The organism is Bacillus sp. FDAARGOS_1420 (assembly GCF_019344915.1).
Taxonomy (GTDB): Bacteria; Bacillota; Bacilli; order Bacillales; family Bacillaceae_G; genus Bacillus_A; species Bacillus_A mycoides.
This window is the reverse complement of the sequence record NZ_JAHWJB010000005.1, coordinates 261,093-285,764: the sequence shown is the minus strand read 5'-3', so window position 1 is coordinate 285,764 and position 24,672 is coordinate 261,093. Positions and strand designations below refer to the sequence as shown.

Here is a 24,672-nt window from a genome sequence, read left to right as displayed (position 1 = left end):
TGTTATTTTTTAGTGGCCACCGCCACCAGGGGTATCATTAATGTTCGAAAGAATGTAAATTCCTGTTCCTGGATTAAGAAGATAATTGCTTGTTTTTTTATTAACGTAGTTAAAAGTCAATTTCAACACCTCCTACAGAATGATCTTCACTACATAATATAATTATTGTTTAACAGGTTTTTCACAATATTTTTTTGCAATTGCACTTGCCATATCAATTGCTCGTTGTAATACGGCTTGTTTAGATTTAGAATTTACAAGTTCAAAACCAAATTCTTCGTTAATTTCCCAATCATTAATTGCAACAATACGGTATTTTTGAGGGATTAATTCATTCTCTGAAATTAAATGAAATGCGTATGATTCATCAAAATATAATAACTGAACTCTCCGAATTTTTTCGCGATTAAATTTTGCAACATGCAAACAGAAAAATCTATATGGACATAAAATCTGTACTTCGTGACTTAACAGCTTATATGTTTAAAAAGAAGTTTTTAGATAAACGAAAAACCACCCTTTCTTCATGCCGTCGCAAGCAAAAGAAAAAGAGTGGTTTTCGTAAACGTTAATTGGTAGACACCACCTTGACGGTAGCAGTTATCTAAAGGAGAGCACATGTTGGTAGCATGTTGCTCACTTTTTTATTTTATAAGTTATAGACTAAGGGTATTCTTCTATTTGTGCTTATATTACAACATTTACAAGAGGATTCGCAATTTCACATACATTTTTTTAATCAGTTGGATTTGAAAAATGTCATTATCAGTAATACCAAGCACCTTCATTTCCTCTTTAAAAGAGCACCAGGGTTCAACTCTAATTGATTTTGTACTTTTATCCCTTAATGTGTATTCTCTTATGTAATATGATTTGTGTTTGTTATGTTCTTTCATTGTGGTGCCTCCATTATGATAATAAGAAGGAGAGGAAAGCACTTTAAGTAAGTGATTTCCTCTTTTGACGTGTACCTATGTGACCTACAGATTGCTCTTCAATAATAATTAAATATCCATTCAATGATATTTGGCTTCATATCTTGATCTTTAATTGGATTTACTTTGTTGCTGATCCTAATTAGTATGAAGTTTCTAATGGATTCTAATACTATTAGTAAAATTCGTTGTAGTAGGAGATAAAATATTGTTTATAAGTTAATGATTGCATTGTTTGTATTCATGCCAGGTAGTCAGTTTCATATCAATGCTTATGCTGAAAATGTAGATGTAGTTAATAAAGGATTTTCCTTGAATGAATTAAAAGGAAAGACTTCTTTTAATTGTTTTATTCCTAAAGAAATAGCTAAGGATTGGAATATATAATTAAAATATCCAGAGCAAGTACATAAAAATATGGAAAAAGTACAAATGCATTTTTTGAATAGAGAAGGAACGCAATTGAAAGTTGCAATTATTGAAAGTGCGGCAACAGGCAATGATATTCAACCTGGGGAACATGGGGAAAGAGTGAAAATAAACAATATGAATGGCGTGTATTATCCCTTAACACCAACAAAAAGAATTAAAGATGTACAAGGCGGGCAATTAATATGGAGACAAAATGGAACAATGATCGAGTTATTTAGTTCAAGAATTTCTAAACAAGAATTAATTACAATGGCTCAATCCATGCAGAAATTATAAAAAGAGGATATGTATGTTGTTTGACATACATATCCTCTTTTTTATTTATAAAGTAATCCCTCTGTCTTTGCATCTATTAAAAGGGAACAGACGAGATACGTGTAAAAACAGGACATAGTCTTACTTTTATTTTCAACTAAGACCTATGGAGCTTATAAAGAGGTTGTTTCTTCTATTGATTGGGGAATTTTTCTGTAGAGCAATTACATAATCCCCAAAGAGTTTTATATGTCTAATAATATTTAACATTCATTTTATCTCCATTGAATAATTAACGATTACTCCTTTATCAGTATGCTATATATCTTTGACTGTTTTTTCTTAATATCATAATAAGAAAGCACACTTTCCTTTGGGGCCCCCAATGTATTATAATCTTTTTTACTATCCTGAACTACTCACCACTTAACGTCCTTACGGACTTTTTGAAGTGGGAGATTCCTGCGAACACCGGTGTATCCACCGGCTATCTTAGCAGGCTCTACCCGTAGTCCCTACGGTGAGAACATAAGTATCTTGTACGTTGACGCACCACACTCCCTACTTTAGCTTGGTTTTCGCAACTTCGGCAAGCATGGGGCGATAGAACGTTGAAAATTTTACGGTTGCAACGTTTTTCTGCAACCAACCTCATATCTTCAGTTTTCGAAGAGCAATCTGTACAAGTAAGTGATAGCAAACATGTTGGCTTATGCCAACCGACATTCATCTCCCACTTAAAATTGGTGTTTCACACTTTCACATTTTTGAGGAAGGAGTCTTCTGCCGGAAAACGATAAAGACGTTAAAAATCTAAATTTACGTAAATGGGAGTGCCCTTCTTGTCGTACACACCATGATAGGGATAGTAACGCAAGTATAAATCTAAAAAATGAGGCGATAAGGTTTCTAACTGCAAGGACTGCGGAGATAGCCTAATCAATTAGAGTTCAATTGCGTAATTTGAGGGAGACAAGTATCCCTATTGATTTGGGTTGGATGTAAGATCCATGATGGTGTTATACTTTCATTCGTCGCAACAAGAAGGATAGTCAGGGCATCTAGCGGGATGATGATTACAATGAGGAAAAGTTACGGTTTTTTCACAGACACATTTTTTTGTCCAATAACATTTTTTATCATAACGGGTGCACTTGGTTACGGATATACACTTTTTTAAACGGATGCGTTTCGTAACAAGTATACATCTTTTTTCACGAATACGTTTTTTCACGAATGTCCATTTTTTTACACGTACACGAGTGTATCGTGTTATATATGTGAATTTTTTTACACGCGTACATTTTGTGAAAAATGTCCATTTTTTTACACGTGTACATTTAGTTTTCGGACATTTACAGCTTTCTCTTGAAGACCAGTCTTCATCGCAATCGAACTGACAGGGACCCTGATGTAAAAAATCCTCCATTCCTGAGCTCTTTAGTTCTTCAACGGCCTTTCGAATATCACGTTGCATAGAAATTTTCCCTCTTTCTTTTTGAAATTTATATTGAATATAATATGAGAAGAAAGAGACATTGGTGTGGGATAGGTGTTTATAAAAAAGTAAGTAGTTTAACATGAAACATTATAAAAAAATAATTAATGAAAAGAGTACAATGGCACAAATTTTTATTTTCTTACACAATTGGAAAATAATATGCATATATTAATCGAGTATGAGACAACCCTCCGTTGTTTCATATTCACTCAAAATTACCTCCTTATCATATTAAGAGTATCTACTGATGTAGGTGCTCTCTTTTTATCATGTAATAAAATAGTAGATGAGTATAAGAAGTACTTTGTAATCGATTTTTATTATATTTAGAAAAATGAGAAAAATGCGCAAACATTATCGTATTGATCATCGTAATATGGTGGTGAGATTTATGATATTTAGTGTGAGGTAAGAAAATACGGATAGGAGGGTATTGTGGCTAAGTATTATAAGTTATCTAATAGATATAAGGAGATGTGAGATAATGTCACAGCCTAATTTACCAAATATAACGCCAAATATAACGTTAACGCGTGATGATGCATTAAATCTTTTATTATCTTCAATTGCATTTGAAGAACTAGGGTTAGCGCATATACTGAATGCAGAAGGGGAAAAGATACAATTTGCATTAGGGACCTTACCAGGAGTAACAGGTCCAGGAGCTTCATTGCAAGATGTTCTGAATATTAATAGCAGTGTTCAAGATACACTTGATATGGCAATGAAAAAAGAATTACTTTTGGATTCAAAATTAAATACCGTCAGTGGGTTGATTAACGTATCAGGAGGAACTGGAACGGGAGCAACAGGCCCGACAGGAGCAACGGGTCCTCAGGGGCCTCCAGGAACTGGGGGAACAGGCAGTGGAGCAACAGGAGCAACGGGTCCAACAGGCCCGGCAGGGGCTACGGGGGCGGTAGGTATTCAAGGCCCGGCAGGTCCGCAAGGTAATGATGGACCGGTTGGCCCTCAAGGAGTGCAAGGTGTCCAAGGGCCTCAAGGCGCACAAGGAATTCAAGGGATTCCTGGTCCAACAGGTCCTGCAGGAACCGGAGCAGGAGCAACAGGATCAACAGGAGCAACAGGATCAACAGGATCAACAGGAGCAACAGGATCAACAGGATCAACAGGAGCAACAGGAGCAACAGGATCAACAGGAGCAACAGGAGCAACAGGAGCAACAGGAGCAACAGGAGCAACAGGAGCAACAGGAGCAACAGGATCAACAGGATCAACAGGAGCAACAGGAGCAACAGGAGCAACAGGAGCAACAGGAGCAACAGGAGCAACAGGAGCAACAGGAGCAACAGGAGCAACAGGAGCAACAGGAGCAACAGGAGCAACGGGAGCAACAGGAGCAACAGGAGCAACAGGAGCAACGGGAGCAACAGGAGCAACAGGAGCAACAGGAGCAACAGGAGCAACAGGGTTAATTTCTCAGGCATTTGGACATATATATAATATAGTTCCAACTGGTACTTTTCAAGTAGTACCGGCGGGTGGTGTGGTTACATTTTCTAATACTGGTATAACATCAAACGTCACGCACACTCCAGGATCGGCTACTGTAACTGTAGGGAATACGGGGACGTATCTGGTCCAAATAACGTTAGTGGCTGGTGTAGGTTCCTATTTTTATGGTTTACAAGTAAACGGTGTGGTTCCAAATAATGATGCACGTTTTGTGGGACAACAAGATACTAGATCAACTCAGGCTTTTATTCTTCAGTTAAATGCAGGAGACGTTTTAACCCTTGTAAATGCTAGTGCTTCAACAACTAGTTCGTTAGAATCCCCTCAGATATTTAATGCAGGTGCATATACTCAACCGGCTCAAAATCCTACTATAACAGTAATTCAGTTAGCGTAATGAATATGTCCTGGTAAATTTCCATACCTATTGATTTAAGAATATAGCTGGTAGGAACTTACGTTTATTTCAATTGAAAAGACAAATAGTTGTAATTTTTCACAAATTTTCAAAAGGAAAACAGCATGTGAACCCTGCTTATGGGGGAAACTAGGGAGTCAAATCCATGGGTACACTGAATTAATTATTATGTATGGTTATCTCGTTTGTGCATATTTAGCATTAAACGGGATGACTATTTATTAATATTCAAAATCAATTACTTAGTCTAATTTGTGCCTCAGCTTTTCTTGGCCAGGTCAAAATGTTGTATAGGTTAAGTTGGAAATAAATATTTTATATACCTAAAAAGGATAAGTGATACATATGATGTATACGTCCGTTTTAAGATGATAAATGAGTTATTTGGACGTTCCAGGCGGGTTTGTAGTAAGGTGTTTTTAGTGTTTTGGACACGTATCAAAGTGATAACGGGATTAAAATAGGAGGATGAAAAAGTGAGCTCACAGAGTATATCTACAAAAAAATGGAAGGAAAGGATTATCTAAACGTGAAGGAACAACTATTATTTTGATAAATAATCGTCTCACAAACAATTGATTTCGATATATCAAAACGATTTAATAGGACGAATCAAATCGTTTTGGGTGTGAAGAATTCATTATTTGAACTACTCACCACTTAACGTTCTTGCGGATTGTTTGAAGTGGGAGATTCCTGCGAACACCTATTATCCACTGGTTATTTTAGCAGGCTCTACCCGTAGTCCCTACGGTGATAACATAAGTATCTTGTACGTTGCCTCACCACACTCCCTACTTTTAGCTTAGTTTTCGCAACTTCGGCAAGTGTGGGGTGATAGAACGTTGAAGATTTTACGGTTCAACGTTTTTCTGCAACCAACCTCGTATCTTCAGTTTTCGAAGAGCAATCTGTACAAGTAAAGGATAGCAAACATGTTGACTTATGCCAACCGACATTCATTTCCCACCTAAAATTGTTGTTTTCCACCTTCACATTTTTGAGGAAGGAGTCTTCTGTCAGAAACGATAAATAATCATTCACTGAATAGATTTATAGAAAATTTCAAGTTATCCCCAAATATTTCACTGATAGAAGCTTTCATAATAACTGGTGGTATCTACGAACTGTGGTTATCTCAATTTAGAATTTGGATAGATTAGAAGGGATAATATTACGAAGTGAAAGAAAAAAGGAATGATGGACTTGCTTTATATCATAAAGTACTTATATGCAAGATGAATTAAATTGAAGGGAATGATGAATTTGTCTCAACCTAATATACCAAATATAACGCCGAATATTACATTAACACGTGATGATGCTATTAATTTACTTTTATCTTCCATCGCATTTGAAGAATTAGGGTTGGCACACATTGTTAATGCTGAAGGGGAGAAAATTCAGTTTGCCTTAGGGACGTTGCCAGGGATAACAGGACCTGGAGCTACAATAACTGATATCTTAAACATTAATAAGGCAGTGAATGATACGTTAGATACTGTTATGAAAAAAGAGCTACTTCTTCAAACAAAATTAAAAAGCGTAATTGATATTATAGGAATAACAGGACCATGATGGGGATATTTAAGGGGAAGTGTGGTTTGAATCATCCCGGCGGAGATAATCCTCTTTTGGGGATTGCACATCAACGTACTCAATGAATTGTAGTTAAGTGCATGTGGATAATCAAATCTATGATGTATAATATCAAGTACCGTTTTTGAAGATTCAAGAGTTCAATGAACCAGTGCTACTTAAAAAAATCAATATGAAACTAGGCTATTAATCCCATGTGAGTTAATGGAATTTCAAAAAAAGGGATAATGTTAGTAGACATTATCTATCAGTGCTCTTTTCAAACACGTAAATTTGGTTTTTGTGAAGTAATCACCCTATTCAGGGATATGAGGCCTTACATAGGTGGCGGCTTCAAAACTAAGCAAATTACGTAAAGATTAATTTCTTGCTCGTGATAAGGATGTGTTTTCTGCAGTACATTGCCCTAATTAATACTTTTTCCAAGATAGTCCTGCGTATTTGACTATCTTGGTTTCATCCTGAAATTTTTTAATTTAGTCAATCTTGGTGATAATACCCGCTGCGAATACAGGTCCGATACCTAGAATATTTTCAAGTGTCTGAGAAAATGATGACTTTAAACTTTCTATTCCTTTTTTAATCTCTTTAGTTTTAGTTTGATAAGTATGTATAATTCGGATGAAAGTGCCAAGTAGAAGGTTAATAGAATCCCTTGAATAGATTTGGCTATTTCCTTGAGGTTCTTCAAATGTTTTCTCCCTTTTTTATGAAGGAAAAGAGCAAGTTTTTGTGGGGAAATTTGTATGAAATTCCCTCATTCACTTTAGGAATAACTTTTTACAGATAAGAGGGGGATTTTCTTGTTTGTATCTTGCATAGAGGTAAAATAGTGCATAATTTATTTCTTGATTTATAGGTATACATATAAGCATGGGTGATACTAAATGAGTATATTGTATGAGTGAACTTGGTGAAAGTAGTTAAAAACATGAAAAAATTCTATAATTGAAGCGGTGATTTTAGCAAACATCGAGGTTTACGAATAAACACTCGATAGGTGGAGGGACTGTGAATTGTCACAGTCTAATTTACCAAATGCAACACCTAATATTACGCTAACACGTGATGATGCATTAAATCTTTTGTTATCTTCCATCGCATTTGAAGAGCTAGGATTAGCACATATAATAAATGCGGAGGGAGAAAATTTTAATTTGCCTTAGGGACCTTACCAGGAATAACGGGACCTGGAGCTTCGTTGCAAGATGTTCTTAATATTAATAGCAGTGTTCAAGATACACTTAATATGGCAATGAAAAAGGAACTTTTACTTGGATCTAAATTAAACGTTGTATCGGATTTGATTGATAGTACGGTTGGTCTATCAATCCCACGGGTATATATAGATAATGATGGAAATGGATCTGTCTCGGTGGTTGATGTTGCAACTTTTTCTCGAATTGCTACAATATCTGGATTTATAAATCCAAGGGGGATGGCTTCTAGTCCAATTTTTAATAATGTATATGTGGTGAATTCAAGAAATGCGTCAGTTAGTGCTATTGATGCTGATATTAATTCAATATTAATTACTATTCAAGTTGGGGAATTTCCAATAGGTGCAGTGATAGACAATACATTGAATAGGTTATATGTAGCTAACCATAATACTCAAAATGTTTCAGTAATAAATACAATGACTAAGACAGTAATCCAAACTCTCGGGGCTCTTGGTGTTCAAGGAGAAGGAATAGTTTTGAATACGGCTAATAACTCTCTTTATATAGTAGGAAATGATAATAATTTAGTGGGTGTTTATAATTTAACTACCAATAGCTTTAGTACGATTGCTGTTCCGAATTTATTTTCTGGTGAAGATCAATTGAATATTGATGTAGGTAATCATGTTATTTTGCGATTAATTTAGCTAACCATAAGGTGTATGTAACCAATTTTAATATACCGTTATTGATGGATCTATATCTCCGTTTGGTGTAATTATAGCAACGGACGATGCTTATGTAGCCATACAAGAATCAAGTAGTGCGGTCGTTATTGACGGATTAAATAACACGTTAATTAATAATATCCCGGTAGGATCGGTATTAAATACGAAACCAGTTTTGAACTCTACATTTCCAAGCTAAAGAAGAACATACCGGAAATAAATAAAAACTTTAGGTGTCGTGCTACACTTAAAGTTTTTTGCATACAATGAAATGATAAGAGGGGACGTTGAAATAAATTTCTGTACAGATGTATTTGAAATACATTAGGTAGGTGAAAAACATATGATCACAATCAGTTTATGTATGATTGTAAAAAATGAAGAACAAACTATTTCCAGGTGTTTGGATTCTGTTGAAGATATAGTTGATGAAATTATTATTGTAGATACTGGTTCAACAGATGCCACAAAAAAAATTGTAACAAGATACAAGGCGAAAATTTATGATTTTAAATGGATTGATGATTTTTCAGCAGCACGAAATTTTGCGTTTTCTAAGGCCACTAAAAAGTATATCCTCTGGCTTGATGCAGACGACGTAATAGCAGAGGAAGATAAAAAGAAATTTCTCCAATTAAAGCGTACATTAGAGGATAGTATTGATGCGGTTTCTATGAAATATTATTTGAATTTTGATGCAGAAGGGAATCCTACATATCAGCTGAGGAGGTATCGATTAGTAAAGAAAAAAAGGGATTTTCAATGGAAGGGTTTTGTTCATGAATATTTAGCCGTATATGGAAATTTGATAAACAGTGACATAGGTGTTACACATAAAAAAGAAAAAGGGCATACTGACCGTAATTTAAAAATATATGAAAAACATCTGGCGGATGGAAAAATATTAAATCCTCGGGATGTATATTATTTTGCAAATGAATGTAAGGATCATCAATTATATGATGTAGCAATTAAGTGGTATTCAAAATTTTTAGACGGGGGAGAAGGATGGTTTGAAGATAATATTCAAGCTTGCTTGAAAAGAGCTGAATGTTATTTAGGATTAGGTAAGTGGAAAGAGTCTATTTATTCTTGCTTGTATTCATTTATGTATGATACACCTAGAGCGGAGATTTGTTGCCATTTAGGGTATCTGTTTTTACAACAAGATGAGTACTCGAAAGCTATTTATTGGTATCTTTCAGCAATTGAAGGATCAAAGCCAAAAGATTCTCCATTCATTTTCGAAGCGTGTTATACGTGGTTGCCGCACATTCAATTGTGTATTTGTTATGATCGTATAAAAGAATATGAAAAAGCAATTTATCATAATGAACAGGCTGCACAATTCCTTCCTAATCATCCCAGTATTAAATATAACAGGGAATATTTAGATGATTTATTAAAAAAATAGTTTTTTAATGATAAATTATTTAAAGAATTTTCTTTCCTCAAGTTTGTGCAAGTCGATAGCCCAACGATAGATGGGGTATGTTCACTTCTTTCTTAGCTTTATAAACTAAATGAACAAGGAAAAGGTCTTGTTCAACTAGACCTATTGTTTCTTTCCACAAAAGTATGTAGCAGTTGCGGGTGGTTCATTGCAAGATGGTATTATCTTGGGTGTTGAGAGGAGAATGTTTATGTTAACAAGTATAATTATATTAACCCATAATCAATTACAGTACACTAAAGAATGTATCCATAGTATTAGAAAATATACAGTACAAGAGGATTATGAATTAATTGTAGTGGATAATGCATCAATAGATGGTACTGTAGAATGGCTAGAAATGCAGCCTGATATTAAGCTTGTGAAAAATGAAGAGAATAGGGGTTTTCCTAGAGGATGTAATCAAGGAATTAGAAAAGCAAAGGGTGAGAATATTTTATTATTGAATAACGATGTGGTTGTAACGGAACAATGGCTAACGAACTTGCTGAAATGTTTATACGCAAAAGAAAATACTGCGGCTGTAGGGCCTGTAACTAATAATGCCTCTTATTATAGTACTATTCCTACTTCTTACAAGGATATTCAAGAGATGCAAGAATTTGCAAGTCTATATAACCAAAGTGATGAAACTAAATGGGAAGAGCGTATGAAACTAATAGGTTTTTGTATACTTATCAAAAAAACAGTTTTAGATGAAATTGGATTATTGGATGAACAATTTACACCAGGAAACTATGAAGATGATGATCTATCATTACGAATGTTTGAAAAAGGCTACAAATTATATTTATGTAGAGATACGTTTATTCATCATTACGGAAGTGTTTCGTGGAAAGCAGATGTAATTAATTTCTCATTAACTTTAAATGGAAATAATGAGAAGTTCTATAGGAAATGGGGATTTACTTCAGAAAGTTTATATATTTATTATGATTTACTAGAATTCGCAGATCAATGTATGGAAGACAAAGTAAATATTCTTCATGTTGGGGCCGGTTGTGGTGCGACGTTATTAGAAATGAAAGTACGTTATCCAACAGCTTCAATATTTGGTGTGGAAAAAAATCAAAATGCTGTTGCTATAGCTAATAAGATAGCTCCTACTTATTGTATTCAATATGACAAGTTACATGAAGTATTTCATGAAAAATTTTTTCATATTATCCTATTGTCACAGTCAATTGAGCTGGGGCAATTGAAGGCTGTGCTACAATCTATCTCGCAGATTGTAGCACCAAAGGGGACTACAATTATGTCCAAAATAAATTTAGATAATTACATGGCCTTACAAAAGCAATGAATCCTTTAAATAAGTATGCTAATCTAGGTTTATAAAAATAAATTAGATAGGAAGAGATGTTAATTTCAAAGCTCAATCCGGTCAATTGCTACTTTATCATGGCTGATTTGATTGTAGGATTTTTTACTTGAACGAAAAAGGGAAATAACCGAGGTTTTTTCTATAGTGTGGTCAATCTTTTAGAGATAGTATGCTAATTTAAAAAAGTGATTCGATTTAGGAATAAAAAATTCTATAATCATATATTTATCATTTTAGCCAAGAAAACTTCTTTTTCAAGGAACGAGAAGGGATATAGTTCAGTAGGTGGGGAGTAAAGTGATCCTGACAGTCCAGTAACACTTTATTACCTTTTGAATATATGTTCGGTATATAGTGACCTTATATCGAAATAGAGATGAAACTTGTAATGATTCATAAAGAATATCAATTTCGTATTTATCCCTATCAAGCACAGGACAACTCTAATCAACAAAATGATTGACTCTTCTCGTTTTATATTCTATGATTTTCTATCTCTATGAAATCACGCATACAAAGAAACAGGAGAAGGTTTGACATATGGTACACGCTTTTTCAAAACCAGTGCTCTAGATTAGACAGACGGATTCTTTTTGGGGAATCTCCTAGAAATAATTTATGAATACATGAAGAATGTTAGAAAAGATGACTTGGACAAACTCTCAACTGGAATCATCAAAAGCCACGATGTGATTGGTATAGAGGATTTGCAAGTATCGAATACGTTAAAGAATCATAAGTTAGCAAAAGCGATTAGTAAGGTATCATGGTCACAGTTTCGAACTAAAGCAAAATGGTACGGCAAACAAGTCATTGTCGTATCGGACACATTTTATTCCAGTCAATTATGTTCTTGTTGCGGGTATCAAAGCAAAGATGTTGAAAATCTAAACCTACGTAAATGGGATTATTCTTCTTGTTATATACATCATGATAAGGGTAGTCATAAGGAATAAAGCGATAAAGCTTCTAACTACAAGGAATAAGGAGATAGCGTAATCAATTAGAGCCCAATTAATTATGTAGACAGTTAACCATTGGATGCATTCCGGTGTTGCAGGTCGTTCAACAATCTGTAAAAAGGCTTTATTTAAAGGTTTTTTCTGTACATCAGTACCACTTGTTTTAACGTATCTTGTGGCCTTTCTTTTGTTCTTCATATTTCCGCGTTTTCGAGTGTAGGTACTTAGTTTCATGAAAAAGGCAATTTCTTTACTCACGAGCAAATCTTATATGAGATGAATTTGGAGCTAATCCTTTGAGTATTAATTAAATATTACCTTACAGGGGAGCCTTTGTATGACTTTCAAGATGATGGAGAAAATCTACTCATTATGTATGGTGGATATAAAGCTTATATCTGTTCTAAATCGTAAGATATTGTACTGTCGTATGCATTTACGACAGCGAACGTGTAGAATAGAAAGGTGGTTCCTGTATTACGTCGAGATATACAGGAACCAAATGTTTTGTTTTCCGTTGTGACACTGCCCATAATAGTCAACACATTTATGGAATTGTAGAAACATTGGCTGTTTTTTCGGTGAATTTAATTAATCCATGTAATGGGGAATAAAACAAAAATTTACATCATCGCACATTATCTCATTTTGTAAACATAATTTCGGGAAAACCAAGGGGGAATTGAACAACAGCTTAGTAACTTAAAAGATAGAGAGTTAGAGCAGCCCTGTCGGTATGATTAAAATTGTCATCTCCTACATGTTCAGCTAGTTTACCTAATTCGTAATATTGCATTTTTATTTTAGTGTTGCAATACAGTCAATAGAATATAAAAAGTACAATAGTATTATCAACATTGAAACATTGCATTAATCAACAAACAATCTAATCAAACTCTATATGTAAAGTGATTATTTGATTACATAGTGAACATTTATTTTGGGATTGGTCTTGCAAAATAATATTAATTTCTCCTTGACATAATGGACACACAGTCTGATAATATCTTTTTATTCCACCATCACTTATATCTTTTTCTATTTGTTTAATAATAGCTTCTCTTATAGCATCAACATTTCTTTCCAAATCCTCTCCTCCTCTGGAAGAATAATTTATTAAACATTATTAAAAAAACTGTTAATCAATTTAGTAATATTCTATGTATATACTGAATCAATTATTATAAAAATAAATATCACATTTGACACTCCCACGGCTAAAGCCGCAAGTCCTACACCTTACGGTGTAACGGATGGGATTCTTGAATGACTAACCGTTCGCAGTTCATTTCTGTTTTGAACAGCCTTCAAGATGAGGGTGTGCCATCACCCCTCCTAAGACAGACCATATAGGTTCTTAGGCTGGTTGACTATTACCATCAACCACAGTTGCGTAGCGAATGTTCATCGCCCCAACGATATCACGATGCTTCTCAAATCTACATTGACACTTATATTTTCTATCTTGTGCTTTGTTCTTTTCAAAACACTTCGGACATGTTTGACTTGTATAAGAAGGATTCACATATTCGGTCTTTATACCAACTAAATTCGCTTTGTACTCAATGAATTGTGCTAGACGAAAGAATGACCAAGTGTGTAGATTTTTTTCGTTTTTACGGCTTGTTCGTGCCGTCTGTCTAATGTTCGTTAGTTGCTCCAATCGAATGACAGAGATATTATTATTCGTTGCGAAATCAACGATTTCACGACTCACTTTGTGGTCTTGGTCTTGCATCCATCTTTGTTCTTTATTATCAAGTTGCCGAAGGGCATTCAATTTCTTAGCTTCTCCTAACTTCTTGCGAATACTACGAAACTTACGTTTTATATATTTGTTTTGTCTACCGTTTCCGAAGAAATGAACCTTATCATCGTTTGTGATGGCTACCGCAGGAACTTTGAGACCTAAGTCCACTCCTAAAATCTTTGTTCCCATTTTTTCGTTTGTAGGGATTGTGACAGATATTTGAGCGATCCATTTAGCAGATTTCTTTGTGATACGAAGTGTACCTAACTTGTGTTTCAACAATTCAAAATTGCGATTATATTTGTCGGTTAATAAAGCACGAACCTTTAACCGAGTTGACCTTCCATTTACCATAAAGGGCATTGAAATGTGCGAGAAATCAAATGAATAATTTTGGTTATTCCACACACAAACAGGTCTTTTTAGAATGGGAACAATTTTGTATTTACTCTTTTGTACTTTTGTAGAAAATAAACTTTTCGCATCTTTAATCGCTTGATTTTTAACCGCACTTGGAAGATTGGCTTCAATAGCCTTTGTGCTTTTCTTCATGCTTTTCTTCGCTTCAACCATTTCTGATACCAGTGTATTAATGAGTTTAATATAATCGGAACTACTTTGTTCCAATAGCCTAAGTTGTTCTTTTGTCGGAAGCAATTTAACTTTGACCGTGATGGTTTGTGTCACAAGTTTCACCCCTCGTTTTTTGACTTTCAACATAATGTTGTATTGTTTGACTTGATACATTCCCAGCAATAGAAATAAAATAGGAACGTGTCCACAGACTTGGCAAATGCGCGAGATGAGAAAACTCTGCTCTTAAACGCTTCGACGTCACTCCTTTAATTTTCGCCATAATATCAGAAGGGCGAAGTGTTGGTAGTGCATTTAAGAACAAATGAACATGGTCTTTGTCACATGCCATTGCAATAATAACAATATCTAGTTCGTTACATAGCTCTTGAACCAATGCTTTGAAATGTTCTTCTACTTTTGTATTAAGAAAAATCTTTCTTCTGTATCGTGGGCAAAACACAAAATGGTAGTTAATTAATGAAACTGTTGTTTTGGTTTTTCTATAATCATTTATCATACTTACAATGTATCAGTTTGATTATAAAACTGCAAAACGAAAGGTCAAAAATAAAGGATACACACACTTTGGATAACTAAAGTGCCACAAACCTTTCGGTTGTTTAGTGGCACTCCGTATCCAACCTCACTTTCATCCCATGCCTAAAGGCGATGGGCTTTCTCGTTCGGGAAGGGCTGTAATGTACAACATTTCAAAATAGATAAAAACAACGAACACTGTTTTTTCTCAATTAAAGTGCCCTTTGAACTACCCCCACTTTCACTTCGTTTAGAAGTGAAAGTGGGGGATTCCTAAGTAAAGAGTTCTATCGAACTCTAATTTATTAGGCTATTTCCGCAGTCCCTGCGGTTAGAAGCCTTATCGCTTCATTTTTCAAATTGATACTTGCGTTACTATCCCTATCATGATGCGTACCACAAGAAGGGCACTCCCATTTACGTAAGTTTAGATTTTTAACGTCTTTATTTTGATAGCCGCAACAAGAACATAATTGGCTGGAAGCAAATGTTTTCGATACGACAATGACTTGTTTGCCGTACCATTTTGCTGTATATTCCAACATGGTTCGAAACTGTGACCATGATATCTCACTAATTGCTTTTGCTAACTGATGATTCTTTAACATATTCGATACTTGCAAATCCTCTATACCAATAACATCGTGGTTTTTGATGATTTCAGTTGAGATTTTGTCCAAGTAATCTTTTCTAGCATTTGCCATGTATTCATGAATTCTAGCTACCTTACTTCGTTGTTTATTCCAGCGAGAAGATCCTTTTGTTCTTCTAGAAAGAACACGCTGTGCTTTCGCCAACTTCTCTTCTAATGACCGAAAAAACTTCGGATTTTTATAGGTTGTTCCATCTGACAAAATGGCGAAATCTTTTAGTCCCACATCCATTCCACTGGAAGATTGTGTTTTCGGAAGTTCTTGCACTTCTGTTTCAACTAACAAGGACACAAAGTATCTGCCAGAAGGGTTCCGTCTAACTGTAGCATGTATAATACGTCCCTTTACCTCACGACTTTTGGCAAATCGAACAAGACCTAGTTTCGGCAATTTTATCTTTTTTCCTACAATGGCAATGTTTTCATTTGTTTGTTTTGTAGTGTATGATTGTACGTTGTTTTTCTTAGATTTGAAACGCGGGGCACTCGTTTATTTTTTGAAAAAGCGTGTATACGCATCCGCAAGGTTGCGAACAGATGACTGAATCGCAATACTATCCACTTCTTTGAGCCAAACAAACTCTTTCTTCATGGCAGGAAGTTTGGCAGAGCATGTACCATAGGTTAAGCCTTTTCCTGTCTCTTTGTATGCACGATCCCATAAGGAAAAACGAGAACAACCAATCGTTTTGTTGATTAGAATTGCTTGTGCTTGATTTGGATAGATACGAAATTTATATGCTTTATGAATCATCATTCCTTTCACCTCCATTTCGGCATGTGTCTATTATACAACAAACATACATTCGATAGATAGTGAAGGAACACTTTATGTATATCGAACAATAAAGATGGTTTCCTGCCATCCCTTGTCCGAAGCCAATTCATCTCCCACCTACTCAATTCACGTTCCTTGAGGAAGGAGTCTTCTTGGCTAAAATGATAAATTATAGCAATTATTCGCAATTCCATAGAATCCAGCTATACTCCACCCTGATTTTCTGTCTGTAAAAATTTCGCAACAGAACCCTGGGAGTTCATCTTATCTTTAGAGGGAAGATTTGTAGCATAAATTATACCTTTAAAAATATAATATATAATAAATTTATACCAGTATTCTTTACTTTGATTTATCCCACAATACTTTATAAAAAAGTATTCAAAATTACATTACAAAAAAAATTTAATAATAAGATAAAAAGACTACAACATTTCTTTAGAAAAGAGGGGATCTAATGTCTTTACCTAATGTTCCAAATGTAACACCGATAATTTCATTAAATCATCACGAAACTTTAAATTTATTACTTGCCTCCATAGCTTTAGAAGAAATTGGATTATCCCACATATTAAATGCTGAGGGAGAAAAATTACAACACTTTCTTTCTACATGCCCTACAAATTTCAAAGATTATATGCATATTAATAACAGCATAAATGAAACTTTACGAAATATTGCAAAAAATCAAATGCTATTACATTTTAAATTAGAAGATGTACTACGTTTAAAAGCGCGTTCAAACCCAGAACATAATGATAATTGTTGCTGTGTAGAGTGTCGGGATAAACATGGTAACGATTGTCAGTGTATGGAGTGTTGTAATAAACATAATGATGATTGTTGCTGTGTAGAGTGTCGGGATAAACATGGTAACGATTGTCAGTGTATGGAGTGTTGTAATAAACATAATGATGATTGTTGCTGTGTAGAGTGTCGGGATAAACATAGTAACGATTGTCAGTGTATGGAGTGTTGTAATAAACATAATAATGATTGTTACTGTGTAGAGTGTCGGGATAAACATAGTAACGATTGTCAGTGTATGGAGTGTTGTAATAAACGTAATAATGATTGCTACTGTGTAGAGTGTCGGGATAAGCATAGTAACGATTGTCAGTGTATGGAGTGTTATTTAAAATTTTTTAAAGATAGTCAGACTAATTATAAAAAATACAAACAAACTAAAAGAAGGAGATAAACAACATGGTTATTTATCAGTATCCATCACATTTTGCTGAACATAACGCATCCAAAATATCTATAGATTTTTTAGAAACTTTCTTATTATTTCTCATAGATTATATGGATAAAAGTGGAGAGGGCAATATTCAAGAAAAAAAAACCACAGAAGAAAACATATTAAATTCTTTATATTTACTATATCAAATATACACTAATTTTTCTCATAGTAAATTGATTTTTGAAGGATCCTCTCACCTCCCTTTTTTTTCGAAGCAAGAATTAATTTGCTTAAAAAAATATAAAAAACATTTAAAAAATCACCCATTTCCTAAAAATAAAGATAAAAAGCTTGCTCAAAAATTTGTAAATAACATATTAGAATTAGACATACATAGTAAAATACACACAGAAATTAATTTTCCTAATCAGACCTGGATTGCTAAAGATATTTCCATATTTTCAGCAAATATGTAAAAATAAAAAACTACATTTTTATTGTTTCCTGACCAAAAAAAATGTCCTCAAAAATGTGAAGGTGTGAAATACCCATTTTAGGTGGGAGATGCATGGGGCATAAGCCAACATATCCGCTATCATATACTTGTACAGTAAGGTTAGTTGCAGAAAAACGTTGCAATTGTAAAAACTTCAACGTTCTACTCCCACGCATGCCGAAGGTGCGAAAATCAAGCCTTAGCATACAAGAAACTTATGTTTTCACCGTAGAGACTGCGTACTTAGCCTACTAAGATTATCCGGTGGGTAACATCGGTGTTGGTGGGAATCTCCCGCTTCAAACAGTCAGTGGGATTCTTGCTACCAAAGGCGAAGTCCATTTCTGGTATCGCTGACGTGCAGGAATGCGGTGTGCCATTACCACTCCCACAACAAAACATATAGGTTCGTGGGCTACGGCACTGTGACCATACCGTACAGATTGTTGGTTCTCAATGTTTTTACGTCTTTTGCATGACTATGAATAACGTATATCATGTTTTGTTATGCAAAAACGATGCTTTCATCCCACGTCTAAAGACGGACTAAAGTCCTGCGTGGGCTTTCTCGTATCGTAAAGTTTGTAAGACGTAGTAATACCCCGTTAAATTGTGTTCACTTTAAAATCGATGATTCGCATGGCATTGGTTTTATCTTTATCAAATATTCAACTAAATTATTTGATGCGAGTAGGGTTCTCTACTTGTAACGATGGTATTGATATATTGCAAGCTTTCTATCCCCGTTAAAAAAATTATAGAGTGGAGTTACACATATAGGCGGCATTTATGCCAATAATAATTTTGAATAAACGAGTAAAATTTTGAAATATCGAGATGTTTAATTTGATTTGGTTGATATCTTTTAAGCCACTTCTTAGAGCTGACATCTAAACCAGTAAATAAATCTATTCACAAGTTAGATGCTGACTATTTAGATAAATGGATACTATGAGATTTCCCTGAAGCTCATTACATAACCTCGCCTACAAGAAGATAATGCTAAATTTAGGGTGGTATCTTTTGAACTATTATTCAAAATCCAAATCAAGTTATCGAAACAGTTAGTGTGTTGATAGTAATAACAACGGCTCGGTTAACAGCTTCTTTGCCGTAGATAAATCTTGTAGGAAAGAATAACAAATTTCCAATGTATCTTTTTCATAAATCCGTTGCACTTAAAAAATTTTCGTCAGGAATCCTGTTGTACATTTTAAAGAGAATGGTTGAAAACAAAACTGTTTTTCTAAACTGTATTCAATGAGGAGGGTTGCTACATGTCATTTCCAACCATTTCTTTATGCATGATTGTAAAAAATGAGGAACATTGTATCGAAGAATGTTTAAAACATGTTTATCATTTAGTGGATGAAATTATCATCGTGGATTTAGGATCCTCTGATAATACCATAAATATATGTAAAAAATACACAAAGAATGTGTATTGTAAAACTTGGAATAATCATTTTGCCGAAGCACGGAATTTTGGAATTGAAAAAGCGACAAAAGATTGGATATTCTATTTAGACGCAGATGAAGTAATTGAAAAAATTAAACCAGCTAGCCTAAAAAAATTGTTAAAAAAAACACAAGCCACTATTATTAGCCTCCCTATTTTAAATTATGTAGGAGAAGAAGATCTGATTGATAATAATCAAATCTTCTTTTCTTATCAAACACGTATATTTAAAAATGGTATCGGGATAAACTTCCAGGGTCGTATACACGAAACTATTTGTATACCTAATAAAATTTTGGAATCCGATATTGAAATTTTTGAAATTAACATACATCACTTTGGCTATTTAAAAAAAGTCGTTAAATTTAAAAAGAAAAATAAAAGAAATACCGAACTATTAATAGCAGAAATTAGAAATCCAAACCCATGGATAGATTATCATATTGGTAGCGAATTATATCGAGAGAAGTTTTATAATTTGGCACTATATTTTTTGAATATGACTATTCTGAAGTTTATAAAAAATAATGTTAAACCACCGTCGTTAATTTACAGGCTAAAATATAACATTTATTTTGATGCTGGATTTATAGAGAAAATTTACCCAAATATTGAAAAGGCTATATTATTATATCCTGACTATGTAGATTTATACTATTATAAAGGATTATCTTTATTTCAACTAAAAAATTATACAGAAGCATTAAAAGCTTTTGAGCTCTGTCTAAATTTAGGTGAAAATAATCCTAAATATTTGATTTTAAAAGGTGTTGGCAGTTTTAGAGCTTTAGAATATATAAATGTATGTTTAAAGAAAATCAAAGAATCTTAAAAATCAATAGAATGTCTAATTATTTTTTTGAAATTTAAGTTCACTTATTTTATATGTAGCATAAATTTATTGTGTGCAAATTTTTATAGAGAAGGATGGGAGATTATTATGTCACAACCAAATTTACCAAATATAACGCCAACCATCACGTTAACTCGAGATGATGCAATTAATTTATTACTTTCATCAATTGCATTTGAGGAACTTGGTTTAGCCCATATTGTGAATGCCGAAGGGGAAAAAATTCAATTTGCACTAGGGACTTTACCAGGGATGACGGGTTCTAATGCAACATTACAGGATGTGTTAAATGTCAATAAGGGTGTTCAATCTACGTTAGAAACCGTTATGAAAAAGGAATTACTTTTAGGATCTAAACTAAATAAAATTTCTGATATCATAGAAGGAAATGGTACCTCAGGTCCAACAGGTCCAACAGGTCCAACAGGTCCAACAGGCTCAGCAGCCCCAGTGGCATCAGAAAGTAATGCTGAATTTTTATTAAGCACAGATAGTAATGTTGCACAAGGGAATTCTGTTCTTTTTGATACAACGTCAATTCAAGGAACAGATATTATGTATCCTTCAAATAATGGAGAAATAATTTTAAATGGAAATCAAAGTTATCTTATTATGTATTCTTTACAAGTAAGCAATGTAACAGAAACTGTAGGGGGAGCTTTCTATTTAGATGGAACTCTAGTAACTGGTACTCAAACTGTTGCTAGTACTTTAACGAATAGTAATCAGGCTATTCTTAGAACAGGACCAGGGAGCCATATATTAGAATTGCGTGTTACCCAAAGTAATATAAGTCCGGTTACAATAAATCATAATATTACTGCTATAAATATAGTACGTATTTCTTGATAACTGCATATTATAGTGTATAAAAAAATTATAAACTAGTTTTTTTTGGGGGGCAATGTAACCCCGAATATTACATTAACGCGGGATGATGCATTAAATTTATTGTTATCTTCCATCGCATTTGAAGAGCTAGGGTTAGCGCATATTATAAACGCAGAAGGAGAAAAAATACAATTTGCATTGGGGACTTTACCCGGAATTACAGGACCGGGAGCTTTGTTACAGGATGTTCTGAATATTAATAATAGTGTTCGAGATACACTTGATATGGCAATGAAAAAAGAATTACTTTTGGATTCGAAATTTAAATACTGTTAGTGGATTAATTAGCGCATCAGGGGGAACAGGTACGGGAGTAACAGGTCCACGGATCTATATTTCTAATGCTTTTGGTTCGGATATCTCTGTTGTTGATAAAACAACTGTCGCTCGTATTGCTACGATACCAGGATTTCCTAATTTGAGAGATATCGTATCTAGTCCAAGTCGTAATAGGGTATACGCTTCGATATCTACCGGAGTTGCTGTGATTGATGCTGATACAAACAGCTTGTTAATCAATATTCCAACTGGGGGAACTGTATTAGGTTCAGCAATAGATGATAGTGGAAATAGACTTTATGCAGCAAACTTTGCTTTAGGTAGTGTATCAATAATAGATACGGCAACTAATGGAATAATTGGAACAATTATACTTGGAACAGAAGTAGAGGCCCTTGCCTTAGATCCAGCGAGAAATAGACTTTATGTGGCGGAGAATGATAGTAGCCGGGTTGCAATTGTTGATTTAACGACTAATACAATTATTGCGCCCCTTGCCGTGGGGCCTAACGGTTCTGGGGAGGGTCCGTTAAATATTGCCGTAAATACAGTATCAAACTTGGTATATGTAGCAAATGTAGGCAGTAACAATGTTTCTGTTATTGACGGTGGGACTAATTCAATCACGGCTACCATCCCAGTGGGAGTGAATCCAACGGATGTAGCTGTAAATTCAGTTTTGAATCGGGCATATGTATCGAATTTTAGTGGTTCAAATGTTTCTGTTATTGATACAACTTCAAATTCAAATTCTGTAATAGCGACAGTTACAGTTCCGTCTCCTCCTAGAGGAGTGTATGTAGCTACTGGCGATGGCATTGGTAGTGTTGTGGTAATTGATGGAGCAACAAATACGCTTCTTAATACTATACCTGCAGGAAATAGACCTTATCAAACTACAATTTTAAATACTACATTCCCAAGCTAAAGGGAAGCGTTGTTTTTTATGATGTGCACAAAAGTTGCGGGTGTAATAAATATCTCAAAAATTTGTGCATATATTTTATTACCTTGTGTTGCTAGTTGAGTTCATAAATAAAAATAATTTTTGTCTATCAAAAAACTATCCTACTTATAACTATTATATAGAACGTATTAAAGAATTATAAATTAATTCCGCCATTTTATAGTTGCATACTTTATAGAATTCGATAAAAGTATTTAATGTGTTTTATATATTTCGCGAAACTATAAGGCTATTTAAGCATTATATAAAAAGCTTGTTCCAAAGGCATAAACATACAAACACTAATAAGCTGTTAGAGCTAGTGTATTATTAGTTACTTCTGTCCAGGGATGTATGCTAGGGTTCACAAATTGCCAAATAGGTTGTATTTACTGGTGCCAATAATGATATACGGTTAGATAAAGAAGTTGTTACCATACCTGGGAGTACAGGCTATGTGAATGATAAGTTACAGAAGTATCATGGACAAAATTACTTTCAGGCAGAACGCGTCTATCTAGTCACTTTATCAAAGAAACTTCATAAATAATGAGGATAAACTGAAATCTCATTTTCAGGGAGTGTATTGAATATAGTATCATGAATAATTTTGATGATGCATTTTAATAAAGTATCGTAAAAAGACTTAGGCTTAAAGGGGATGGAAAAAAGGGCCAAAATAAGATCGTGAGGAGGTAGCGGATGGTTACAATTAGTTTATGTATGATTGTAAAAAATGAGGAGAGTAACTTAGAGAAATGTTTACAGTCAATAAAAGGTATTCCAAATGAAATTATTATTGTAGACACTGGGTCTACAGATCGTACGAAAGAAATTGCACGAAGATGGACATCTCATGTTCTAGACTTTGAGTGGATTGATGATTTTGCGGAGGCGCGGAATTATGCTTTTGAATGTGCAACTCAGAAGTATATATTCTGGCTAGATGCGGATGATATACTTCTGCCAGAGGAGCAGAAAAAATTATTGGAATTAAAACAAAACTTAGATGAATCAATAGACGCGGTATCGATGGTATACCATACCTTATTAGATAAACACAATAATGTTGTCACAAGTACACATAGGCTTAGATTATTGAAAAAAAGCAGAGGTTTTAAATGGAGTGGGATGGTGCATGAGGATGTGAATACATCTGAAATATATCGTTGTTATAATAGCGATATTGTAGTAACGCATACTAAAGGCCATAGTCCATCTAAGCGAAATCTTGAGATTTATGAGAAGGCTGAGAGAAGTGAGAAAAGGTTTGCATCACAAGATTATTTTAACTATGCACGGGAATTACAAGTAAATAAAATGTATGAAAAGGCAATTAAATTTCATAATCTTTTTTTAGAATCGAAAAATATCCCTAAGGAATTAAGGGTTTTTACGTATCATAACTTGGCATGCTGTTACTTTCAGGTTGGGAAACCGGAAAAAGAGCTTGAATTGACAGTAGAGTCCTTTAAGTACGATATACCACAACCAGTTTTTTGTTGTCGAATGGGGGAACATTTTACAAAACAAAAGCAATTTAAGCAAGCGATTTTTTGGTATTTACTTGCTATAGAAAACGGAAAATTGAATCAAAATTATCATATCGAACAGTTTATTTATCAAACATGGTTGCCCCACAAGCAATTAGGTATGTGCTATTACAAAATAGGTGATTATGGGAGTTCCTATAAACATAATAAAGAAGTTCTTAAATGTATACCAGATGACAATGAAACATTAAATAATGTGAGAGTTTTAAAGGAAATGTTACATGAGCAGGGAGTCATTCTCCCGGATAGTGAAGAGTGGGATGTTAATTACTCGCAAGAAAGTATATAGATAAAATATGTGTGAACTATTTTTAAATTAAAAACACGATGCTAGGCTAAAAAGGAACACAGATGTTTGGTTGTTTCATTATGATTTCTCCGCAACAGTTTGTTTATATTAGCATTCTGTTGTTTTTTATGTCTGGAGGATACGAGTGGTTACTAAATAACTTACTGCCTACAATACAGATGCA

Annotated in this window: 18 protein-coding genes and 6 pseudogenes; 16 read left to right on the top strand and 8 right to left on the bottom strand. The window is 34.2% G+C overall.

The window, feature by feature from the left end; translation table 11 throughout:
* Positions 1 to 162: 162 nt before the first annotated feature.
* Positions 163 to 426 (bottom strand): hypothetical protein, encoded by a 264-nt coding sequence (locus I6L50_RS33850; protein ID WP_257475496.1) that lies wholly within the window; start codon positions 424 to 426, stop codon positions 163 to 165.
* A 275-nt stretch (positions 427 to 701) separates the two neighbouring features.
* Positions 702 to 896 carry a hypothetical protein gene (locus I6L50_RS35510; protein WP_257475495.1) on the bottom strand — a complete coding sequence of 65 codons (195 nt, stop codon included), beginning with the start codon at positions 894 to 896 and terminating at the stop codon, positions 702 to 704.
* Positions 897 to 1,157: 261 nt separating this feature from the next.
* On the opposite strand from I6L50_RS35510, the pseudogene I6L50_RS33845 reads away from it, so the two are divergent.
* Together I6L50_RS33845 and I6L50_RS33840 are read left to right on the top strand one after the other, a co-directional pair.
* Positions 1,158 to 1,643: pseudogene (locus I6L50_RS33845) on the top strand (DUF4367 domain-containing protein).
* Between the two features lie 774 nt (positions 1,644 to 2,417).
* Positions 2,418 to 2,561, top strand: a pseudogene (locus I6L50_RS33840) (zinc ribbon domain-containing protein); the annotation flags it as partial.
* 112 nt (positions 2,562 to 2,673) lie between these two features.
* Here I6L50_RS33840 and I6L50_RS35505 read toward each other — a convergent pair.
* Positions 2,674 to 3,099, bottom strand: a pseudogene (locus I6L50_RS35505) (CotG/ExsB N-terminal domain-containing protein); the annotation flags it as partial.
* Between the two features lie 508 nt (positions 3,100 to 3,607).
* Between I6L50_RS35505 and I6L50_RS33835 the strand changes: the two are divergent.
* The 7 genes and pseudogenes from I6L50_RS33835 to I6L50_RS35945 form a co-directional block, all read left to right on the top strand.
* Complete coding sequence (locus I6L50_RS33835; protein WP_307897094.1) at positions 3,608 to 4,996, top strand: alpha-helical endospore appendage domain-containing protein; 1,389 nt, start codon at positions 3,608 to 3,610, stop codon at positions 4,994 to 4,996.
* 1,287 nt (positions 4,997 to 6,283) lie between these two features.
* The gene (locus I6L50_RS33830) at positions 6,284 to 6,595 is read left to right on the top strand and encodes an alpha-helical endospore appendage domain-containing protein (protein ID WP_257209516.1); all 312 of its coding nucleotides are present in this window, start codon (positions 6,284 to 6,286) and stop codon (positions 6,593 to 6,595) included.
* Between the two features lie 1,037 nt (positions 6,596 to 7,632).
* Positions 7,633 to 7,782 carry an alpha-helical endospore appendage domain-containing protein gene (locus I6L50_RS35755; RefSeq protein ID WP_219304372.1) on the top strand — a complete coding sequence of 50 codons (150 nt, stop codon included), beginning with the start codon at positions 7,633 to 7,635 and terminating at the stop codon, positions 7,780 to 7,782.
* Between the two features lie 35 nt (positions 7,783 to 7,817).
* Positions 7,818 to 8,486 carry a YncE family protein gene (locus tag I6L50_RS33820; protein ID WP_219304368.1) on the top strand — a complete coding sequence of 223 codons (669 nt, stop codon included), beginning with the start codon at positions 7,818 to 7,820 and terminating at the stop codon, positions 8,484 to 8,486.
* A 385-nt stretch (positions 8,487 to 8,871) separates the two neighbouring features.
* Positions 8,872 to 9,921, top strand: a complete 1,050-nt coding sequence (locus I6L50_RS33815; protein ID WP_219304735.1) for a glycosyltransferase — start codon at positions 8,872 to 8,874, stop codon at positions 9,919 to 9,921.
* A gap of 229 nt (positions 9,922 to 10,150) precedes the next feature.
* Complete coding sequence (locus I6L50_RS33810) at positions 10,151 to 11,263, top strand: glycosyltransferase (RefSeq protein WP_219304366.1); 1,113 nt, start codon at positions 10,151 to 10,153, stop codon at positions 11,261 to 11,263.
* Positions 11,264 to 11,898: 635 nt separating this feature from the next.
* Positions 11,899 to 12,283: pseudogene (locus I6L50_RS35945) on the top strand (zinc ribbon domain-containing protein); the annotation flags it as partial.
* A gap of 849 nt (positions 12,284 to 13,132) precedes the next feature.
* Here the strand turns inward: I6L50_RS35945 and I6L50_RS33800 are convergent.
* The 4 genes and pseudogenes from I6L50_RS33800 to tnpB all read right to left on the bottom strand — a co-directional run bounded on the left by I6L50_RS33800 (position 13,133) and on the right by tnpB (position 16,518).
* On the bottom strand, positions 13,133 to 13,333 hold the full coding sequence (locus tag I6L50_RS33800) for a hypothetical protein (RefSeq protein ID WP_219304364.1): 201 nt from the start codon (positions 13,331 to 13,333) through the stop codon (positions 13,133 to 13,135).
* A 270-nt stretch (positions 13,334 to 13,603) separates the two neighbouring features.
* The gene (locus I6L50_RS33795) at positions 13,604 to 14,683 is read right to left on the bottom strand and encodes an RNA-guided endonuclease InsQ/TnpB family protein (RefSeq protein WP_219304362.1); all 1,080 of its coding nucleotides are present in this window, start codon (positions 14,681 to 14,683) and stop codon (positions 13,604 to 13,606) included.
* Entirely contained in the window at positions 14,655 to 15,089 is a 435-nt protein-coding gene (tnpA, locus tag I6L50_RS33790; RefSeq protein WP_219304360.1) for an IS200/IS605 family transposase, read from the bottom strand. Before tnpA ends, I6L50_RS33795 begins: the two co-directional genes overlap by 29 nt.
* A 325-nt stretch (positions 15,090 to 15,414) precedes the next feature.
* Positions 15,415 to 16,518, bottom strand: a pseudogene (gene tnpB / locus I6L50_RS33785) (IS200/IS605 family element RNA-guided endonuclease TnpB).
* A gap of 478 nt (positions 16,519 to 16,996) precedes the next feature.
* Here tnpB and I6L50_RS36085 point away from each other — a divergent pair.
* A pseudogene (locus I6L50_RS36085) lies at positions 16,997 to 17,209 on the top strand (alpha-helical endospore appendage domain-containing protein); the annotation flags it as partial.
* Positions 17,210 to 17,278: 69 nt separating this feature from the next.
* On the opposite strand, the gene I6L50_RS33780 reads toward I6L50_RS36085, so the two are convergent.
* Positions 17,279 to 17,644, bottom strand: a complete 366-nt coding sequence (locus I6L50_RS33780) for a hypothetical protein (protein WP_219304358.1) — start codon at positions 17,642 to 17,644, stop codon at positions 17,279 to 17,281.
* Between the two features lie 101 nt (positions 17,645 to 17,745).
* Between I6L50_RS33780 and I6L50_RS33775 the strand changes: the two genes are divergently transcribed.
* The 6 genes from I6L50_RS33775 (at position 17,746) to I6L50_RS33750 (ending at position 24,488) form a co-directional block, all read left to right on the top strand.
* Positions 17,746 to 18,198 carry a hypothetical protein gene (locus I6L50_RS33775; protein ID WP_219304356.1) on the top strand — a complete coding sequence of 151 codons (453 nt, stop codon included), beginning with the start codon at positions 17,746 to 17,748 and terminating at the stop codon, positions 18,196 to 18,198.
* Positions 18,199 to 19,495: 1,297 nt separating this feature from the next.
* The gene (locus I6L50_RS33770; RefSeq protein ID WP_219304349.1) at positions 19,496 to 20,509 is read left to right on the top strand and encodes a glycosyltransferase; all 1,014 of its coding nucleotides are present in this window, start codon (positions 19,496 to 19,498) and stop codon (positions 20,507 to 20,509) included.
* A gap of 108 nt (positions 20,510 to 20,617) precedes the next feature.
* Entirely contained in the window at positions 20,618 to 21,379 is a 762-nt protein-coding gene (locus I6L50_RS35490) for an alpha-helical endospore appendage domain-containing protein (protein ID WP_257475494.1), read from the top strand.
* Between the two features lie 102 nt (positions 21,380 to 21,481).
* Positions 21,482 to 21,697 carry an alpha-helical endospore appendage domain-containing protein gene (locus tag I6L50_RS33760; RefSeq protein ID WP_219304347.1) on the top strand — a complete coding sequence of 72 codons (216 nt, stop codon included), beginning with the start codon at positions 21,482 to 21,484 and terminating at the stop codon, positions 21,695 to 21,697.
* Between the two features lie 142 nt (positions 21,698 to 21,839).
* Entirely contained in the window at positions 21,840 to 22,628 is a 789-nt protein-coding gene (locus tag I6L50_RS33755) for a YncE family protein (protein WP_219304345.1), read from the top strand.
* A 720-nt stretch (positions 22,629 to 23,348) separates the two neighbouring features.
* Entirely contained in the window at positions 23,349 to 24,488 is a 1,140-nt protein-coding gene (locus tag I6L50_RS33750) for a glycosyltransferase (protein ID WP_219304343.1), read from the top strand.
* The last annotated feature ends 184 nt before the right edge of the window (positions 24,489 to 24,672 follow it).

Coding starts and splice junctions, on each gene's coding strand:
- I6L50_RS35510 (WP_257475495.1), bottom strand. CDS start 896: ATGAAAGAACATAACAAACACAAATCATATTACATAAGAGAATACACA.
- I6L50_RS33835 (WP_307897094.1), top strand. CDS start 3,608: ATGTCACAGCCTAATTTACCAAATATAACGCCAAATATAACGTTAACG.
- I6L50_RS33815 (WP_219304735.1), top strand. CDS start 8,872: ATGATTGTAAAAAATGAAGAACAAACTATTTCCAGGTGTTTGGATTCT.
- I6L50_RS33810 (WP_219304366.1), top strand. CDS start 10,151: ATGTTAACAAGTATAATTATATTAACCCATAATCAATTACAGTACACT.
- tnpA (WP_219304360.1), bottom strand. CDS start 15,089: ATGATAAATGATTATAGAAAAACCAAAACAACAGTTTCATTAATTAAC.
- I6L50_RS33780 (WP_219304358.1), bottom strand. CDS start 17,644: ATGCTTATCCCGACACTCTACACAGTAGCAATCATTATTACGTTTATT.
- I6L50_RS33775 (WP_219304356.1), top strand. CDS start 17,746: ATGGTTATTTATCAGTATCCATCACATTTTGCTGAACATAACGCATCC.
- I6L50_RS33770 (WP_219304349.1), top strand. CDS start 19,496: ATGTCATTTCCAACCATTTCTTTATGCATGATTGTAAAAAATGAGGAA.
- I6L50_RS35490 (WP_257475494.1), top strand. CDS start 20,618: ATGTCACAACCAAATTTACCAAATATAACGCCAACCATCACGTTAACT.
- I6L50_RS33750 (WP_219304343.1), top strand. CDS start 23,349: ATGGTTACAATTAGTTTATGTATGATTGTAAAAAATGAGGAGAGTAAC.